18 protein-coding genes are annotated in these 19,422 nt (G+C 42.2%); 3 read left to right on the top strand and 15 right to left on the bottom strand.

Annotated features, from left to right (window positions below; translation table 11 throughout):
- Positions 1 to 14: 14 nt before the first annotated feature.
- From N480_RS07165 to tmk, 5 genes are read right to left on the bottom strand one after another with little or no spacing between them, the layout of a single operon-like run.
- Complete coding sequence (locus N480_RS07165; RefSeq protein WP_063371837.1) at positions 15 to 1,859, bottom strand: hypothetical protein; 1,845 nt, start codon at positions 1,857 to 1,859, stop codon at positions 15 to 17.
- On the bottom strand, positions 1,840 to 2,637 hold the full coding sequence (locus tag N480_RS07160; RefSeq protein ID WP_063371836.1) for a TatD family hydrolase: 798 nt from the start codon (positions 2,635 to 2,637) through the stop codon (positions 1,840 to 1,842). Before N480_RS07160 ends, N480_RS07165 begins: the two co-directional genes overlap by 20 nt.
- Before the next feature lie 9 nt (positions 2,638 to 2,646).
- Positions 2,647 to 2,973 (bottom strand): PilZ domain-containing protein, encoded by a 327-nt coding sequence (locus tag N480_RS07155; protein ID WP_063371835.1) that lies wholly within the window; start codon positions 2,971 to 2,973, stop codon positions 2,647 to 2,649.
- Positions 2,974 to 2,978: 5 nt separating this feature from the next.
- The gene (gene holB / locus N480_RS07150; RefSeq protein WP_063371834.1) at positions 2,979 to 3,890 is read right to left on the bottom strand and encodes a DNA polymerase III subunit delta'; all 912 of its coding nucleotides are present in this window, start codon (positions 3,888 to 3,890) and stop codon (positions 2,979 to 2,981) included.
- Between the two features lie 33 nt (positions 3,891 to 3,923).
- On the bottom strand, positions 3,924 to 4,556 hold the full coding sequence (gene tmk / locus N480_RS07145) for a dTMP kinase (RefSeq protein ID WP_063371833.1): 633 nt from the start codon (positions 4,554 to 4,556) through the stop codon (positions 3,924 to 3,926).
- A 305-nt stretch (positions 4,557 to 4,861) separates the two neighbouring features.
- On the opposite strand from tmk, the gene N480_RS07140 reads away from it, so the two are divergent.
- A complete protein-coding gene (locus N480_RS07140; protein WP_155732778.1) occupies positions 4,862 to 7,096 on the top strand; it encodes an EAL domain-containing protein in 2,235 nt (744 codons plus the stop codon).
- A 157-nt stretch (positions 7,097 to 7,253) separates the two neighbouring features.
- Here the strand turns inward: N480_RS07140 and adk are convergent, their stop codons facing one another.
- The 6 genes from adk to glk form a co-directional block, all read right to left on the bottom strand.
- A complete protein-coding gene (gene adk, locus N480_RS07135; protein WP_063371831.1) occupies positions 7,254 to 7,898 on the bottom strand; it encodes an adenylate kinase in 645 nt (214 codons plus the stop codon).
- A gap of 264 nt (positions 7,899 to 8,162) precedes the next feature.
- Positions 8,163 to 9,167 (bottom strand): type I glyceraldehyde-3-phosphate dehydrogenase, encoded by a 1,005-nt coding sequence (gap, locus tag N480_RS07130; protein WP_063371830.1) that lies wholly within the window; start codon positions 9,165 to 9,167, stop codon positions 8,163 to 8,165.
- A gap of 16 nt (positions 9,168 to 9,183) precedes the next feature.
- Complete coding sequence (locus N480_RS07125) at positions 9,184 to 9,804, bottom strand: bifunctional 4-hydroxy-2-oxoglutarate aldolase/2-dehydro-3-deoxy-phosphogluconate aldolase (RefSeq protein ID WP_063371829.1); 621 nt, start codon at positions 9,802 to 9,804, stop codon at positions 9,184 to 9,186.
- Between the two features lie 22 nt (positions 9,805 to 9,826).
- A complete protein-coding gene (edd, locus tag N480_RS07120) occupies positions 9,827 to 11,680 on the bottom strand; it encodes a phosphogluconate dehydratase (RefSeq protein WP_063371828.1) in 1,854 nt (617 codons plus the stop codon).
- A gap of 269 nt (positions 11,681 to 11,949) precedes the next feature.
- Entirely contained in the window at positions 11,950 to 12,960 is a 1,011-nt protein-coding gene (locus N480_RS07115; protein ID WP_063371827.1) for a LacI family DNA-binding transcriptional regulator, read from the bottom strand.
- A 12-nt stretch (positions 12,961 to 12,972) separates the two neighbouring features.
- Positions 12,973 to 13,989 (bottom strand): glucokinase, encoded by a 1,017-nt coding sequence (gene glk / locus N480_RS07110; protein WP_063371826.1) that lies wholly within the window; start codon positions 13,987 to 13,989, stop codon positions 12,973 to 12,975.
- A gap of 282 nt (positions 13,990 to 14,271) precedes the next feature.
- Here glk and N480_RS07105 point away from each other — a divergent pair, with 282 nt between their 5' ends.
- Positions 14,272 to 15,297: a LacI family DNA-binding transcriptional regulator gene (locus tag N480_RS07105; protein WP_063371825.1), complete on the top strand. Its 1,026-nt coding sequence runs from the start codon at positions 14,272 to 14,274 to the stop codon at positions 15,295 to 15,297.
- Here N480_RS07105 and N480_RS07100 read toward each other — a convergent pair.
- From N480_RS07100 to N480_RS07090, 3 genes are all read right to left on the bottom strand, one after another.
- Positions 15,294 to 16,244, bottom strand: a complete 951-nt coding sequence (locus N480_RS07100; protein ID WP_063371824.1) for an ABC transporter substrate-binding protein — start codon at positions 16,242 to 16,244, stop codon at positions 15,294 to 15,296. The two genes, N480_RS07105 and N480_RS07100, sit on opposite strands and share 4 nt — an antisense overlap.
- 83 nt (positions 16,245 to 16,327) lie before the next feature.
- Entirely contained in the window at positions 16,328 to 16,924 is a 597-nt protein-coding gene (locus N480_RS07095; RefSeq protein WP_269200974.1) for a pyridoxine/pyridoxamine 5'-phosphate oxidase, read from the bottom strand.
- A 35-nt stretch (positions 16,925 to 16,959) separates the two neighbouring features.
- Complete coding sequence (locus N480_RS07090) at positions 16,960 to 17,298, bottom strand: gamma-glutamylcyclotransferase family protein (RefSeq protein ID WP_063371943.1); 339 nt, start codon at positions 17,296 to 17,298, stop codon at positions 16,960 to 16,962.
- 307 nt (positions 17,299 to 17,605) lie between these two features.
- Between N480_RS07090 and N480_RS07085 the strand changes: the two genes are divergently transcribed.
- Positions 17,606 to 18,703 carry a GGDEF domain-containing protein gene (locus N480_RS07085; protein WP_196761463.1) on the top strand — a complete coding sequence of 366 codons (1,098 nt, stop codon included), beginning with the start codon at positions 17,606 to 17,608 and terminating at the stop codon, positions 18,701 to 18,703.
- Between the two features lie 107 nt (positions 18,704 to 18,810).
- On the opposite strand, the gene N480_RS07080 is transcribed toward N480_RS07085, so the two are convergent.
- Complete coding sequence (locus tag N480_RS07080) at positions 18,811 to 19,266, bottom strand: NUDIX domain-containing protein (protein ID WP_063371821.1); 456 nt, start codon at positions 19,264 to 19,266, stop codon at positions 18,811 to 18,813.
- Positions 19,267 to 19,422 lie beyond the last annotated feature (156 nt).

Here is a 19,422-nt window from a genome sequence, read left to right as displayed (position 1 = left end):
TAAAGCGATGAGTTTTAATTCAAATCGAAGCTGCTGACTTCCCCAGTGCCATGAAGCAGCGCGTAATGCTTTAGCTTTCCCTCTTCCAATTCAACTAAGCTAATCGCAGAGTCCGACACGAGATATCGCCCCTTACCATAGTCTGATCTATGTTTGGATACCGCCAATTGCCAGCGTTTTGTAAATAAATTAAATGGGCTCCACGTCGCAAATAGCCATGTATCGAGCTTCTCTAATATGTTCAACAAACCTTTAGGAAATTCATTTTTAATACCTGATGCCGTCAATTGCCATATTCGATTGTGATGACGGCCAAAGCGAGCTTGGACAGAGAAACAAAAAGAATAATGCACATCCCCAGACAATATAATTGTCTCTTTGGGTGTGTCTTCACGTTTAAAGATATCTATGAGTTTTTTGGCTGCCCCCTCATGTGCCATCCAATTCTCAACATCGACGACAAGGGGTTGCCCACAACTATTAAAAACCGCTTGAATCGTCTCAATGACTTTCACACCAAAAACTGGGGCGGGACTGACAAGCAATACACTCTCATGGTTGATAAGAACATCTTGCAGTTCCATTAAACTTTCCCAGTCCATTAAACCGCTGGGCTCATTAAAGTCTTGTTCACTGCGCCATCGATGCGTCCTAGTATCCAGCACGACCACCTTTGGGTAAGTATCTAGACAATAGTGCCATTGACCAAAGCGGTTGATCGTTTTGTCGAATATAGAGAAGCACCACTTTTCATCTTTTAATGACTGCTTAAACTCGCCTAGCAGTGTTCCGGACTGAGCTAACGCATCATTTCCGAGCCCTTGAAACAACCAATACGCTATCAATCCATTGTTTACAATTCGCTTACTCTCATTAGAGTTAGCTATATTTTGCTCCCACTTTGGAGTGAGATTCCAATCATCAGTGATATCATGATCATCGAACATCATCAGAGTTGAGATATTCGCCATCAACCTCTCGACACTGGGCAAAGTATCAATAAAATCCCTGAGCGCACGCTCTTCAGCCTCAAATTGTAGTGCATGAGGTTTACTTAATTGCGCCTGTTCGAATTCAAATGGGCTGACAAGCGTCCATGCTGTTGCGCTAAAATTTAAAACATAAAATGCGACAAACTCTTCAAAACTTATTAGATGATTACCAGCTTTGACACTAGAAAAGTGCGGCTCATCTTTTCTAGTCCAGTATCCCAGCGAAAATTTACTGCGCTTTTCCCAAGATTCCTTTGGCAGAAACTTATCTCTTTTGTAGAGCTGTGCTTCTAGGGTATCAGGCAATGGCAAATTTAATGGCTGCTCTTCGTAAATTCCAAGTATGGGGATCAATTGATGTATTGCTTTTAACATAGGCCCCGCCACATCATCCGCATAAACTTGGTCGCCGGACATTAACAGTAAGCTCGCACGTTGTTCACTCGCCATAGCGCCTTGGCGTAAGTATTCATCTGCAGCTACCAAGCTATCTTTACTGGGGTGATGAGGGTTTCTACATGAGCCGTGTAATACACCTGATAGGTTTTTAGGCACAATCAAAGTGGGTGTAGTGCCATAACTCAAATGATCATGTTTTTGAGTAGAACCATCTACCGACACTTGATATGACAAAGCCTTGTCGAGTGGAAAGCCGCCTTGTTTTGGCGTTATGCTCAAAAAAATTAAGTACAAACGCTCACCAAGACCAATCGTAGTTTGCTTGCTGTCCGTGCTTATTCCATCAATAGACCCCGTCAACTGAGATGGCGTAGTCAGGATAAATTGCAAACAAATACTGTTGGGCTCTGCTCTGCGGACCATAGGCCCGCTTAATATATTTGGTAGACTAACCTGAGGTAATGCCATTGGTTCTGTTAGCTAAGCTAAATAGCTGATAAAAGTTGTTTGTTGTTGCTTGCGCAAGCTCTTTATAAGACAAGCCTTTCAGATCTGCTATAAAATACGCGACATCTTGAACATATGCAGGCTGATTTGTTTTACCCCTGTGGGGTACCGGCGCAAGATAAGGTGAATCGGTTTCGATCAGTAATCTGTCCAAAGGCAGTTTTTTTACCACCTCTTGAAGGTCTACTGCATTTTTAAATGTAACTATGCCAGAAATGGAAATATAAAAGCCCATATCTATGGCTTTTTTTGCCATCTCCCAATTTTCCGTAAAACAATGCAAAACACCGCCACATTGCTCAGCACCATGCGCTTTCATAATATCAAGCGTGTCTTTTCGCGCATCTCGAGTATGGATGATTAAAGGTTTTTTGAGTTCATTCGCTACATCTATGTGCCCAGCAAAACTGTCTTGTTGTACTTTATGCGTGTCCTTAGAGTAGTAATAATCAAGCCCTGTCTCACCGATAGCTACCACACGTTCATGTTGTCCAAGCTCTAGCAACTTTGCTCTATCGAGCGCGTCTTCTTGATTTAATGGATGAACACCGCACGATGCCGATACATCGCGAAACCCTTCGATGGCTTTGAGCATATCTGGAAATTGTTCAAGCGTGACACTTACGCATAAAAAGTGCTCCACTTGTTTGTCGCGAGCAGCTTGTAATATTTCTGGCAACTCGCTTTTTAGCTTTGCAAAATCTAAACGGTCTAAATGGCAGTGTGAATCTACAATCATTACTACTTCTTACATTGTATAGGTTGGTTTATCGTGGTTGAGCGCTGTGCCTAAAAGCTTAGCGATTTTATCATTTAATAATTCGAACTCGGGATCAAAACTAACACCAATTCCGGGAGGGTTTGAGTTCTGAGCACCTTGAGGGGTTATCCAAACCACCTTGCCAGTAACTTCCTCTTCTTCTAATGCATCGGGCAACATTACGCGCAGCGAAACGGCGACACCCATATCAAAACGTGTATTTGTTTTAATGAAAATACCACCATTTTTTAAAAACGGCATATAACTTCGGTACAGTTCATCTTGATCTTCAATATCAACTAATAGTTCTTGCACTATATTTAATCCTGTTTCATTGCACTTTGAAGCCCAAAAACTAAGTTTGATAGGCTTAAATTCCTGTTCAACCCCAATACACTGCGATGGTCAGACAAAAACTTTTCGATACTTGCTGCACAGTGCTGGTATTCTACATAGTTTAGTTGACCAGTCATCAACTGTTGTTTAGTGGCATTCATCAAAAAGCGACTAAAAACATTCAAAAGACTTGGATCTTTGTTTAACTCACCGTCAAGTGCGGCGATATCTGAGATCCTAACAATATCATGCGCTACTTTCCATAAACTATCTACGCTATCCAAAATGCCGAGAGTCAACCAGCGTTGTAAAAGCAGTGGCTGGTCACAAAAACCCTCTATCCATGGATACAATGACGTATTGATACCCTGCTGTTCTAACCACATTTGGATTTGATGATTATCATCAATATTTACTTTTACTTTATTACAGCGGCTTAAAATAGTCGCTTTAATTTTAGATAAGTCATCACATGTCATTAAAATATAGCGTTTCAGCGCAGGCTCTTCGAGTGTCTTAAGCAGTGCATTGGTCGCTGATTCAGTCATTTTCTCAATTTGCTCAATAACAACGACTTTGTTACCACCTTGCTGAGCGGAATGGAATATAAACTCATTTAACGCTCTGACCTCATCGACACCAATACTACTTTGCTCAGCAGATAGTATGAATAAATCTGGATGATTCTGAGCATTAAACAAATTGCAGCTTTTACAGTTGCCACACTGCGTAAGTGTATCTTGCGTATTCGCACATAAAAGTGCGTTGGCCAAGTTTGTTGCCAATGCGCCCTTTCCAACGCCTTCTAACCCATGAAATAACTGAGCATGATGAAAACGTTGCTGGGCAAAACTCACATTCAATTGACTTTGAAAGACCTGCAACCAAGGATACATAATACTAAACGGCCCTATCTAAAAAACGGAAAGTCATACTTTTTCTAATAAGTTATCTACGCTCTCGATACAGCGCTTTAATACTTCTTCTTTGGAGAAGCTTGCATCAATCACAGCAAAAATCTCTGGCTCTGCAGCAGCTTGTGCCAAATATCCATCTCTCGCCCGGCTAAGAAAATCAAGCTTTTCTACTTCTAACCGATCCATCCCTTCACCACGCTGCTGGACTCTTTCTAAACCTACTTGAGGATCTAGATCTAGGATGATGTTCAAATCAGGCTTAAAGCCACCCAATGCAAGATCGTTAATAGTTTTAATGGTCTCTAAGTCGATTCCTCGCGCATAATGTTGAAAGCTAAACGTAGCGGCGTCAAATCTATCTGAAATCACAACTTTACCAGCCGCCAGAGCAGGTTTAATTTTTTCTATAACATGCTGCGCTCGTGCCGCGCCAAAAAGCATTAACTCAGTAGTATCAGACATCTGGGGCGTTGAAGGATCTAAAATTACTTCTCTGATTTTTTCACCAATTTCTGTGCCCCCTGGTTCACGTGTCAAAACAACTTCGTACCCCTTTGATAACAAGTGGGCTTCAATGCCCTTAATTACGGTGGTTTTACCTGCTCCATTGCTACCATCACAAACCAACATGAACCCTTTGCTCATTTTACATTCAAGCCTTCTTCTAATGCATGATATGCCCGTATCTTAACGCCTTTTGTGTAATTTATCAGTACTGCAAGGCGCCTTTGGATATTAATCGTGCAATTCATTCATTATAGCGACGTTATCACTATGCCAGTTGAACAGAAAGCCACCAACTGTGATGCCAAATGCCTTTTTCCTCTATTTGCAATATCTTATGACAACGCAATCAGTTTGATTTAGGTCTTTATTTTGGCTATTTGTCATTGAATTGTGTACGGATAGACCTTAGTATTGTTCAAAATAATAATACGAAATATTTAGTTTTGAGTACTTTTAGTCGATTTTTCTTGCTTGAAGAAGAACAAAGACCCACGGTTAAAGTCCCAGCCTGGAGACTAAGTGCGTTAAGAATTATCTTAACCACTGGGTTAATATTATGCTTTGGCATTTTTCTTAACAGTTTACCTGCAGCCATCGACTATGATTTAAACTATGTGATTGCATTGACCGCAGGTTACACCATTAGCTTAGGTGGTTTACTTTTCCTAAGTAGACGCGCATTTTTTCTTACCGCACATTTGCTGTTACTGAGCATCGTTCTGGCTGGTATTTTTATTAACCTATATATACCAAATGTAGAGCTTTCTCACCTTGGCTCCATATTTATGTATATCACGCCGATTATTGCTCTCATATTAATTGGTAAAAAAACAGCCACCCTATACGCTGTCATTAATATCCTGCCTTTCTTAGTCATTATAAACAATGTCGATATTTCCCTCATCCCCAAAGGCCAACGGATGTTGGTGGACGCCCCACTGCATATTCAACTTCTGCTGTTTTTCTTTTTGAATTGTTGTATCCCTTTGGCGGTTTGGAGAACCAGTCTCGCAGCAAACCGCTTGAACCAACATATGCTCGAAAATAATACTTTGCTGAGATCGCAAAAACAGATTTATCAGCGGTTTTTCCAAAAGTCATACAATGCCATCATTCTTGTTGATCCTACTTTTAATATTGTTGAAGCAAACGACAAAGCAAAAAGGTTACTAGGCATTCAAACGGCTTCCTTACCACTCAACTTAAGCCGCATAACCGATGATGAGATAACCTACCTTACATCCGATAGCGACTTATTGATGGATGTTGCTAAGACCTTTTCGGTGAATGAGCGATGCATTGAAGTCGCTGCACAAGAACAGCATTCAGACAGGATTAAAGCTTGGTACTTGGAAGATGTGTCAGATCAACAGCAAATGCAACACGATTTACTCGCTTTAGATGTCGCACACCAACAAGCTAAGTACTTCGACAAAACCACTAATTTGCCAAATAAAACTTGGCTACTAGAACAGTTACAAGTGCATATAGACAGAGGTATTCCTTTCGCACTACTTATCGCTGACAATCTCAATAAGCACGTCCTAGATTATATGATTGATGGCGAGCAACACCGCACCCTCTATGCGCGAATTAATCAACTTGTCGAACAAGAGGCTGATCTACTGGATCAAATTGCTTATATCGGTGCTGGTCGCATAGCAATACTCGTTGAGACTCAAAGTTCACTGAGTGAGACGGCCAACAGGTGGCATAAAAATTTAGATTTCTGGCTTAAACTCGGCCAGCACCAGTTTCACTCTAAGTATGCAATTGGCATAGCCACCTACCCTGAGCATGGATACGTAGCGGAAAGGCTTCTGAAGAATGCACTTCAAGCTTGTGAGCTAAGAGCACCAGAGCAAATGGTCACCATATTTGATCAACTCACTCGCAGACAAACACTCGCACGGCATGAAATGGCATTGCTTTTAGAGAAATCCATAGAGCTGGGTGAACTTAAGCTTTATTTGCAAAGTAAGCATGATGTGAACAAGAACATCATTGGTTACGAGTCTTTGGCTAGATGGCGCAGTAACCTCTTAGGCTGGGTGCCTCCGTCACAATTCATTCCTATTGCCGAGGAATTTGGACTAGTGAGTAACGTTACTCGCAGTATGCTCACCATGGTATGCGAGTTTTTAACAAAGAACACCTACATTGATGTCCCTATCGCCATCAATATTAGCTCTCGAGATATCGCAGACCCTGAGTTTGTTAGTGACATTCAGAGAATTACTCAGTCATATGGTATTTCTCCCGAATCAATAGAGCTTGAACTCACGGAATATAGCTTTGCAGATGACCACAATCAGACGATGGAAAAGCTCGAGGCACTTGGGTTTGTTTTAAGTATTGATGACTTTGGAACCGGATATTCTAACATCGCCCGTGTATTAGAGTGCCCTATAAAAAGACTCAAGCTAGACAGAAGCTTACTGACAGATATCACTGATGCAAAGAAACAACAAGCGTTACTGCTGGGCTTAATTACGATTTGCGACAACATGCAAATCGCATTACTGGCAGAAGGTGTCGAAACTTATAGTGACTTCAAAATGTTAAATGAGTTAGGAATTAAAGAGTTTCAGGGTTATTGGTTCAGCAAACCCTGTCCCGCTGAAGAATTGGTCAAAGCAAACGCAAAACCCGAAATTGGCACAGCCACATTGTCATAATTTGGTCACAATAATAGTATTTAATAGCACCGTCCAAATTAATTAGTTTGGCATTTGAATTACCCCTGATTACTTGGCGCCTTATTTAGGCGCATTTTTTCGCATTAAAAAACCCAGCATGAAGCTGGGCTTTATTGTTAAAATGCATTTTCAGCAATTAACCTAGTAGTTCACCAAGTTTTTGGCTCACACTTTCAACTGCTTGCGTACCGTCTAATTTATGGTACTGCGTATTACCTTCTTGTGCTTCTTTTTGGTAGTAATCAACAAGCGGCCTAGTCTGGTCGTGGTAAATACTTAGACGCTTACGAACTGTTTCTTCAGTGTCATCCGCACGAATAATTAAGTCTTCACCCGTCTCGTCATCTTTACCTTCAACTTTAGGCGGGTTGTAAACAACGTGGTATACACGTCCAGAACCAGGGTGTACACGACGTCCACCCATACGCTCAACAATGATTTCGTCAGCAACATCAAACTCGATTACATGATCGATATTGATGGCATTTTCTTTCATCGCGTCTGCTTGAGGAATAGTACGTGGGAAACCATCTAAAAGGAAACCTTTCTCACAATCAGGCTTTGCAATGCGCTCTTTTACTAAACCAATGATAATTTCATCAGAAACTAACTGGCCTGCATCCATTACTTTCTTTGCCTCTAGACCTAGCGGCGTACCTTCACTGATCGCTGCGCGTAGCATGTCACCAGTTGAGATTTGTGGGATACCAAATTTTTCCATTAGAAATTGAGCTTGAGTGCCTTTACCAGCACCAGGCGCGCCTAAAAGGATAATGCGCATATTATGTTCCTCGATTCGGAGTTTACTGTATTTTATTTGTTTGGAATTTTTTCATATTGTGCATGGATTCTCAAGTGACTTATACCAATTGATGATAGGTTTTCGACCAAGTTGTACCTTTTCTAAGGTGACTGCAAAGTCTTTGCTCAAGAATCAAACTGAGTGCTCAGAGCCAAAAAAGCATCCACTACAAATTCGTATATTACAACAGTGTAAAAACAAAAAACCCCGCTAACGCGGGGCTTTATCACAAAATTCATTCAATTATAAGAATGCACCCAGTGCTTTAACTTGGTCTAACATTCTGTTTGAGAAACCCCACTCATTGTCATACCAAGCCATCACTTTAACCAGCTTTCCTTCAACCTTTGTCTGTGTTGCATCAAACACAGAAGATGCAGGGTTATGGTTAAAATCAATAGACACCAGCGGCAGCGTGTTGTATTCCAATACACCTGCCATCGCACCTTCGGCTGCTGCTTTTACAATTTCGTTCACTTCTTCAGCAGTAGTTTCACGCTTAGCAACAAAGGTTAAATCAACAAGAGAAACGTTTACAGTAGGCACGCGTACAGCCATACCATCAAGTTTACCAGCAAGCTCAGGTAGCACTAAACCAACAGCTTTTGCAGCACCTGTTTTAGTCGGGATCATTGACTGAGTCGCGCTACGTGCACGATACAGGTCTTTGTGATAAACATCACATAGGTTTTGGTCGTTAGTAAACGCATGAATGGTCGTCATACTACCCTGTTCAATACCCACCACGTCATTCAGCGCTTTAGCAACTGGTGCTAAACAGTTCGTTGTGCATGAAGCGTTAGAAATGATGTTGCTGTCAGCATTCAACACTTCGCTATTAACACCGTGAACCACGGTTGCATCTAAGTCAGTGCCTGGTGCTGAAACGATAACTTTCTTTGCACCTGCTTCAATATGCTTAGCTGCTGCGTCGCGTGAAGTAAAAATACCTGTACACTCTAGTACGATATCTACATTCAGCGCTTTCCAAGGAAGGTTTGCCGGATCACGCTCTTGCGTTAATGTAATCTCATCGTTGCCAATAACCAGTGTATTGCCAGCCAAAGTAAGCTTTTCATTAAAACGACCGTGAACAGAGTCAAACTGCGTTAAGTGAGCATTAGTTTCAGCTGGAGCCAAGTCGTTAATTGCAACAATTTTAATTTGTTCATTTTGACCTGATTCGTAAAGTGCGCGTAATACGTTGCGACCGATGCGGCCATAGCCATTAATTGCGATGTTAATCATGATTACATTCCCCTAATTATTTAACTTCACTTGCTTGTTTCGCAAGCGCTTCGATGGCTTGCCAATCTTTGTTTGCAATTAGCGCTTTATCCAGCATCCAAGTACCACCAACGCAAATTACATTTTTTAGCGCCAAATACTTAGGCGCACTTTCTAGTGAGATCCCACCAGTCGGACAAAATGTCACTTGTGGAAGAGGTCCGCCAATAGACTTCAACATTGGCGCACCACCTGCAGCTTCTGCAGGGAAAAACTTCAAAAACTTGAACCCATGAGCCGCGAGTTCCATCGCTTCGCTAGGCGTTGCGGCACCTGGCAGAAACGGAATATCTGTGCTTTTAGCAAGTTCTAAAAGCTCAGAGCTCACACCCGGACTTACCATAAAATCAGCACCAGCGTTAACCGACGCTTCAAAAGATGCTTTATCGACTACTGTGCCAGTACCCACATAAGCTTCTGGCAGTGCTTCTTTGATTTGTTTTACTGCTTCTGCTGCTACAGGCGTTCTAAGTGTCACTTCAAGTGCGCGAAGTCCGCCGTTATACAGAGCTTTTGCTAGTGGAATTGCATCTTCAAGCTCTTCGATAACAATGACAGGTACCACTGGTGCTGCCGATAAAATTTCCTGTATTCTCATAATTACCCCATTCCCAATGATGTTAATCGTCGATACCAAAGGCGCTTGCGCCCATATCTGCGCTGCTTACCATGTTTCTAAAACCTGTAAATAGCTCACGACCTGTGCCAAATGTAAATTCAGGCTGAGTCAGCTCTAACTCGCGCGTTGCTAGCTCTTCGTCAGAAACGTGCAGAACTAGGTCTCCGTTTGGCGCGTCAAGTGTTACTAAGTCACCTTCACGAATTTTAGCAATGACTCCACCCTCAACTGCCTCAGGCGCAAGATGAATCGCAGCTGGAACTTTACCTGATGCACCAGACATACGACCGTCGGTTACAATCGCTACCTTGTAGCCTTGATCTTGTAGCGTCGCCATAACCGGCGTCAGTTTATGAAGCTCAGGCATGCCTTTAGCTTTGGGCCCTTGCTCTTTGATTACGGCTATAAAATCTTGATTTAATTCGCCATTGGCAAAAGCATCCTGAAGCGCAGCTTGCGAACTAAATACTTTTGCAGGTGCAGACACAAATTGATGCTTTTCATCAACCGCCGATACTTTAATAACAGCTTTTCCTAGATTACCGGTTAATAGCTGCAGTCCACCCTGCTTGCTGAACGGATTCGAAACAGGCCTCAATACTTCCTCATCTAAAGAGTTTTCAGGACAAGGTACCCATTTCACTTTGCTCGGCCCTTCACTGTTTGTCATGATCACATTAGTATCAACATCCAGCACTGGTTCCATTGTGTAATCGTCTAGCCCTTCACCCACAATCGTTTTGACATCATTGTGTAGGAAGCCAGCATCACGCAGCTCACGCATTAAGAAGCCCATACCACCAGCTGCTTGGAAGTGATTTACATCAGCCGAACCATTTGGATAGATGCGTGTTAACAATGGAACAACCTCTGATAGTTCCGCCATGTCTTTCCAAGTAATTTGAACGCCCGCGGCCTTGGCCATCGCGACTAAATGAATTGCATGGTTTGTAGAACCACCGGTTGCTAGTAAGCCAACTAAGCCGTTAATTACCGTTTTTTCGCTGACCACTTCACCAATTGGGTTTGCTGTCTTAGTATTGATAAGTTGCTCAAGCATCATTTTAACGGCACTTGCCGTTAGTCCGTCTCGCAACTCAGTATATGGATTGATGAACGAGCTACCCGGAAGGTGTAATCCCATAATTTCCATCAACATTTGATTTGAATTCGCTGTACCATAAAAAGTACATGTACCTGCACTATGGTATGAGGCACTCTCAGCTTCTAAAAGCTCTTCGCGACTGACTAGACCTTGTGCAAAGCTTTGTCTAACACGCGCTTTCTCTTTGTTAGGAATACCAGACTCCATTGGACCAGCTGGTAAGAAGAAAATTGGTAAATGACCAAAAGACAGTGAGCCAATCAGTAATCCCGGTACAATTTTGTCGCACACGCCCAAGCAAAACACACCGTCAAAAACATCATGAGATAATGCAACAGCAGTCGACATCGCGATCACATCGCGAGAAAACAAAGATAGCTCCATACCGTCACGGCCCTGTGTAACGCCATCACACATTGCCGGCACGCCACCTGCAACCTGAGCTGTCGCATCGTACTGGGTAGCTATCTTTTTAATTAAGTCTGGGTATTCGATATACGGAACATGAGCAGAGAGCATGTCATTATATGAGTTAATGATCGCAAGGTTTGGTTGATCATCCGCCTTTAGCCTTGCTTTGTCACTGCTTGAACACGCAGCCATTACGTGTGCTAAGTTACCACAACCTAACCCAGCTCTAACGCGCGTTTGTTTTTTTGCTTCTTGAATACGCTTTAGGTAGGCACTTCGAGTCTGTTGGCTGCGTTTCACAACTCTTTCAGTAACTTCTTGAATTCGAGGATGCAACATAATCTGCCTCTCTGCATGTTTAGAGGAAAAAGGCTCAGCACACCTATATGTACTGAGCTGCTTTGATTTACCCGTTCAAAGGTACGCTATCAGGTTGTCTCTCACCTCAACCTGACACCGGTGTCACTGTATTAACTCACATTCCTGACACCGGTGTCAACAGTTGAATATGAAAATTAAATTAAATAACGCGTATATCTAAATTATGGACAAAAAAAGCCCAATCGCTAGGATTGGGCTTTGGGCAAGTAAATGTAAAAATAACGTAATTAACGCGACGCTGTAGACTCGCGTGTAATAAGTTTTGCTTCTAGTACTTTTTGATAAACTTCTGTTGAAGGATCAGATATTTGCATTATCAATTGCTCTACAGCCTGTCGTGTCATTTCTTCCACAGGTTGCGCAATTGTAGTCAACCCTGGCCATATATGACGGGCAATTGGCGCATTATCAAACCCGGCAATTGAAATATCTTCCGGCACTTTGAGCTGCCTTTGCGTGGCAAGTTTTAACACCGCCGCAGCCATGTAGTCATTAGACGCAAAAACGGCTGTTGGCATTGGATCCAAATCTAGGATCTCTTTAGCGCTGTCAGCACCAGAATGGTAACTGAAATTACCTTCTGCCACTAAATGAGAATTGAAATCGATACCATGTTTTGAGAGTGCATTTCGATAGCCACTGAATCGCTTTTCCGTCGCACTGTGATCAGGGTGCCCTTTAATAAAAGCAATTTCTTTGTGCCCTAGTGAAATCAAATGCTCAGTTAGCTCAAACGCCCCTTGCTCATCATTACTTCTGACAGAAATGGAAGAGTCATCTTGAATAGCAGAAGCAACCCGCGCGTAAGGAATGTCTTGCGTTTTCAAGTAATCAATGAGTTCTTGAGAGTCTGAAAACGGAGGCGTTAATACTAATCCATCGAGTCTAGAGGTTGTCAGTAATTGCCCAACATTCTCTATCAATTCAGTTCCCCTTAGCTCACAAGGGTGGATCAGCAAATTATAATTGAACTTATGACACGCCTCCAAAGCGCCGCTTTGTACACGTGTTATGTAGCTTTTACTCGGGTTGTCATATAGGCAGCCAATGATAAAGCTCTTATTACGGGCAAGTCCCCTTGCAATTGGATTAGGTTTGTAATCTAGCTCTTTGAATACTTTGAGCACCTTTTCACGCGTTGCGGGACTGACATTAGGTTCATTATTTAGCACGCGAGATACGGTCTTTTTAGACACTCCCGCATACTCAGCAACACTGTTTATGGTAACTTTCTTCATATTTATTCCAATTTACGAAAACTGGTCTCGGTCATGTAAACACGCCGCAGCACCAATCAGAGGAATATTGTCCTGCACGACCAACGTCACTGGAATTTGCCCAGCGTACTGAGACATTATCCCCTTTTCCGTAAACCTTTCAACAAATCGACTAGAAATAAGTCGTTCAGTCATGCGAGGCAAGATCCCTCCGCCAATAAATACGCCACCCAACGCCCCAAAGGTTAACGCGATATCTCCTGCAACACTGCCTATCCAGTCACAAAACTGATTAAGTGTTGCGTCGCATACATCACATTCATGCGCTTTTGCGCTGATTTGTGCTGCATTTAAATCTTCGGCAGGCACTCCTTTTACTTGTGCCATTGCCTTATAAAGTCTCGCCAGACCAGGTCCTGAGAATACCGTTTCAACTGAAACATGCTGTGTACTCTCTTTAAGTACTTGCAATAGTTGTCTATCTAGTTCAGTGACCGCTGCAAGGCTAATGTGCCCGGCTTCGCAACTCATTACCGCACTGCCATGAATATCTTTGACATGACATGCCGCGCCAAAACCTGTGCCAGGTCCCAACACAGCAATATTGGCATTCGGATCTGCTTGACCGGTTTTAATTTGAATATTGTCATCTTTACTTAGATGCGGCGCTGCATAAGCAAATGCGGCGAAATCATTGATTACGGATAATTCATTGAAATCGAAATGTTTTTTGATATCTTGCGTATTAAAATTCCAGCCTAAATTGGTCAAGTAAACGTGTTGACCCTTTATCGGTCCTGCAACAGCAAAACATGCTCTGGAAGGCTTTTTAATAGTTAAAGTTGCAAGAAATGCAGCAAGGGCAGATTCAAAGGACTGAAATTCCGCACTAGGGAAAGTGAATTGATGGTCTATAGCGAACTGGTTTGTGTCTAAATTAAATTCTGTCACGACAGCAAATCGCGCATTAGTCCCACCAATATCAGCAACGATGATTGGTTCGAACGCACGGTCATGACCATTTAAACTTTTAAGTGTTGTCTGGCTCATGTTGTTTTTTCTCTGTTGTAGTGGTGTTCCAACCACCTTTTCAGGGTTACCCCTGCTAATTATCCAAATTAATACTCAGCCGAAACTTTGCACGCTGGCTGAAAAAATGCTGCCCTGAAATTAGGGCAGCCAAATATGTTTTGACAACAAAATGATAAAACAGTGACATTATGACACCGGTGTCAAATATCATCAATAAAAATTTGCACCTTTTATGAAATTGGTTGCAAAAAAAATAGAATCACAGACAATGTCCAAGACATCATTAAAACTACATAGAAAATGAAAACAAAAGGAAAAGCAACGTCTTTTGACATCGCGCACTACGCAGGTGTTTCTCAATCGACTGTTTCTAGAGCACTTCGAAACAGTCCGCTTGTGAATGAAGAAACGCGCAAGAAAGTGTGGGAGATTGCCAAGAAACTAAATTATAAAGTCGACAAAAACGCCAGTAATTTGCGCACCCAACAAAGCGCGACTCTGGCAATTTTGCTATTTGAAGACCCTACTGGCGATGAATCCCAAATTAACCCTTTCTTTTTAAATATGTTGGGGAGTATAACTCGAGCTTGTGCGAAAGAAGGCTACGACCTTTTGGTTTCATTCCAATCTATCAGTCAAGATTGGCGCGCTGAGTATGAAGACAGCCACAGGGCCGATGGTATTATCTTGCTTGGTTATGGCGACTACATGGACTACCAGTCTAGGCTGCAAAACCTACTTGCTCAAGATACAAAGTTTGTCTGTTGGGGAGCGAAAGTCGAAGGACGGCCGGACTTAACAGTGAGCTGTGATAATTATGGCGGAGGGCAACTTGCTGCACAAAATTTTATTTCCGCCAATCGAACCAACTGTGTATTTATCGGCGATGCTTCAGAGCATAGCCCCGAATTCCTCACTCGTTTTAAAGGCTTTAAAGACAAATTAGAACAACACAATATTACCCTTGGCGAACGATGTGTTGCCAATGCAATATCAACTGAAGAATCCGGTTATCACGCGACCCACTCACTACTCGCCAATAACGTCTCGTTTGATGCGTTATTTGCGGCAAGTGATTTAATAGCTATAGGTGCAATAAAAGCACTGAAAGAGGCAGGACTGAGTGTACCTGAAGACGTTAATGTCATAGGGTTTGATAATATTGCCGCGGCAAACTACATCACCCCCTCTCTTACGACTGTTCAACAAAATACTACTCTCGCTGGTCAAATGCTTGTGCAAAACTTGTTGGCCCTAATAAAGGGTGAGCAAATTACCGACACTTTATTGCCTCCAAAATTAATTCGCCGTCAGTCAACTTCTTAACGAGTGGAAGTTGGTAATGTCACTTTACATTCTGAGAATAATTGCTCCCAACGCACGCGATGGTCTTTTACCCAGCGTTGGGCAACTTGTTTTGGGCTAAGGCGCTCTCTATTTACTTGAGCAGATAGCTGCTCTATTTCCTCATTCGTTAAATCGAAGCTTGAAATGCTTTTCGCTAAGCACGGAAAGAGCTTAACAAAGCGGCGACTCGATACTTTTTTAAGCCAGCCTGATTTAGGGTTTCCACAATCGTACTCTAACCTTGAGTTAACGCCCCAAGTAGGATCAGTCTCACACGCTAAAGAGTGTTCAGGAAACTCAACAAACTCACCGGGGTATACTGCCCCTACCCAATTGGGCGTCCAGTTAAAAATAAGAATTGGTCGCCTTTGTTCTACTGCGTGATTAAGTCGTACCCATAACGCGTTGTCATCGTCTACTTGCTCTACAATAAAATTGAGTTCCAGCGCCTTGATTCTGGCACGATCAGGCTTTTCCCACGGCCCGGCAATATAAACGCCCTTACCTCTTGAGCTTGGATTAGCAAATACGCCCTCGCACTGTTTTAGCGCTTTCCAATCCGGTAAACCTGGACACAAACTTTTCACGTATAGTGGGTACCACCAATCTTCTCTGGTGGTGACGGAGTAATTACCTAAATCTATGATTTCGCCGGCTTTATGCAATTGTGAATATTTATCTTCCATGGTGCCTTCCCACACTTCAAGCTGCAAGTCAACGCGATTGGTTTTAAGTAGGTACCATTGAACATCAACAGTTATATTTATTAATTCTACTTCATACCCCAGTCGGATAAATATTTGACTCGCTATATTCGCAAGAATTCGTTGACTCGACCAATCATTTACCACCACCCTGACAGGTTCCGATAAGGCCGAAAAGTGGCTTCCGGCCAACATGGTAAACGCAATAAGTCGCTTGTTCATATTTTTCTTAAGATCAATGATTGAATCATTAAATTATAGATACTAAAAAGAAACCTGTTGCTCTAACAATCTCTTTCAAAATGCTAAGGCTGTAAAAATGACTTTGTCCACACTCCGTCGTTTAATGTAAATAACTCACGTAAATGCAGCCTATCCTCTTTAAATGTTAAAAATTCAATGCTGTGAGCGACAACTCTGTAACCTCCCCAGTTAACAGGCCTTATCGAGGGATTAAGCGAATTATCTCGATTAATTGCTGCAACTTTATCGGCCAATTCATTTGGATTGGCCAATGACTGACTTTGCTCACACACATGCGTCGTGATCTGGGCATCGGTTGTGCGAGTTTTCCAATACCTGTCCGCTTCTTCATCTGGTAATGGCGCAGCTCGCCCTGTTACTCTAATTTGGTAACCGATATGGTCCCACCAAGCTGTCAATGCAACTTTGTTACAAACACTAATTTCTTTTCCTTTAGCAGAATCTAAATATGTACAAAACACGATGCCATCGTTTGACACTGACTTTAAATCAACAAACCTTGCAGCAGGAAACCCTTCACTATCAATCGTCGACACGCAAACTGCACTTTTTTGCTTTAAAGGCGAGTCCTTTATGGCTCGCTCCCACCAAATTAGAAACTGCTGTATTGGGTGCTCCATACACCTTACTCCTTGTATTAATGGTTTATCATGTACTCGATGAACTTTTTGAGCTATTTCGAAAGTGCATAAATATAGGCTTCATAGACTTTGCCACTTTCGGTAACAACCTGACAGATTACTCTTTCGTACCCTGCGCCTTCAAAATCGTCAAGCGTCTGCCAATGACGCTCTAGATTTGGTGACTTAAATACAAACCCTTCGACAACGCTACCTTCACTATCAAGTTTTATACCTGGGTAACCTTGAGCTGCGCCCCACCCCTCTTGGTACAAGTTCCCCCTAACAGAGGCCTTTTCAAAAGATCCACCAATACCTTCGAGAATATGCGAATTAACCCGGTTTGGCGCTAAAGTGCCGTATACAAATAACCTGATGCTGTTATCAGTCATTGATTCTTCTCCAAAATATTGATTCATACTAAACCTATTCTTAAACGCTTTATTACATGATTCCGCTCAACCGTAAAGCTATAGAGAACAAAATAACTACACTGCAAAATAACTGACGTTTGCTAAGCTGTAGGTTAGACATGCCAATATGGAACCATATGATTGGTTTATAAAAGTTTTTATTACTGTCCCTTAATAACAAAGCAATGGGGTTGAGCAATAAGTGCAAGTTCATGATTTAACATTAATGCTCTCGTTATTTATTGCATCTTTGACAGGCTCTATAGTCTTGATGTCAATGGCCAGAATGAGCCAGAAAGTAGAAGGCGCTAGATATTGGGCCGCTGCACTTGGCGTTTTGTCTCTGGCCTACCTGTCGCAAATATCTATGCAGAATGCGCCACGTACTCTCCTCGTAACAACATTTAATACCTGCCTAATACTCGGCCACTCTCTTTGGCTCATTGGCGCATGGCATTTTGTTTATGTCAAACCATCTCTAACCCGTATTGCTATCCTTATTGTGCCAGTGTTTATTCTTGCGCTGATATTTACAGTGATTTGGCCCGACAGAGAATGCCGATTAGCTGTCATCGGTGTATGGCTTATATGTGTTCGAGGCCACTATGGTTGGGTACTGTGGCAGCACGCAAAACATGATAAAAATGAATATTTAGCAACTCAAATTACCGTGGTTGTCGTTTTACTTGAGATAGCTTTGAGCGCGCTTTACACACTGTACGGTACATTTGGCTCTCTACCTAATATTGGTTCAACCTTCAGTTGGGTTGGTGGCTACACATGGTTAGTCGCTCTGATCGGAATCGTTGCTGGCACACCACTTTTGATGCTACTCAGTGCAGGTCGGTTTGTAAGAAAGCTCGAATATGCAGCCCATCACGATGAGTTGACCGATATCCTTAATCGCCATGGTTTAAGCAAGTGCTTAGAAAACATAATGCCATTATCTAAAAGAAAATGTGACTCACTCGCAGTGATCATGCTTGACGTTGATCATTTTAAACATGTAAACGATACGTATGGGCACACTATGGGCGACGCAATTTTGGCCGAATTGGGAGCCACACTAAAAACACAAGTACGCAGCTCTGATCTTGTCGTTCGCTGGGGCGGCGAAGAGTTTTGTATTTTATTGTTCGACATCACACCAACTCATACACTTCAGCTGTCAGAAAAAATCAGAGACACTTTTTCGAAAAATGTTCTTAATTTATCTCCTCAATTCATCACTAACCCGATCACTTTAAGCGCAGGCTTAGCGTTTAGTGATACGGTGTCGAGAAAACACATCGAATCGACGCAGGCGCTGGCTGATCGCGCACTTTATGTCGCGAAAAAGAATGGTCGTAATCGTAGCGAGTTATACAGCAATGAAGAAGTATAGCTTCAATCTACCCTATCAAAAATAACCTTTTGACCAAGCTTGTTACGAATTAAAGCACAGATTCGGTTATACGAGTTTCAGCGGAAATTAAGTGCATGAATTGTGCATCAATAAAATGCTAATTTTCGAAGCGAAATGAATTCAGGCTGCTTCCACCCTTGCTCAATTTTATCCCAAAAGCTACTTTTCAACATGGGTGGAAACACCTCATTTGTATTCAAAAATGCTTTATCCATGAATCCGGCCCCCACAATATATTCGGCAACGGCTTCTTCAGCCGAGCAATTCAGTTCACCGTCAATAAGTTCACAATGATACCAAAACTTAATTGAGCGTTCTTCAGGGGTATACATTTCTTCTACATACATAAGCTTAACGACAGAAACATTTAGTCCAGTTTCCTCTTTCACTTCACGTACAGTCGCTTCTTCTAATGATTCGGTTCCCTTGACACCTCCTCCGGGTGCGACCCAAAAGTCATAGCGCCCTTCTCTTTTATGATTCACCAACAATAATTTGTCATTATTAATTACGAGTGCTCCGACGCAGATTCTCTGTTTCATCAACATACGCTCCTTTGAGTTTCCACATAAACAGTGGTGGCTTTTAACAATTTTAGATTTTCAGTAATAATTACAAACACCTACTCAGAAATTAAATCCGTTTGTTTGATTTATCCAATATTGTCAACACACTTCGTTGACGCTAGCTGGTACGCA

Source organism: Pseudoalteromonas luteoviolacea S2607 (assembly GCF_001625575.1).
Taxonomy (GTDB): domain Bacteria; phylum Pseudomonadota; class Gammaproteobacteria; order Enterobacterales; family Alteromonadaceae; genus Pseudoalteromonas; species Pseudoalteromonas luteoviolacea_E.
This window is presented reverse-complemented; position numbering and strand designations above follow the sequence as displayed.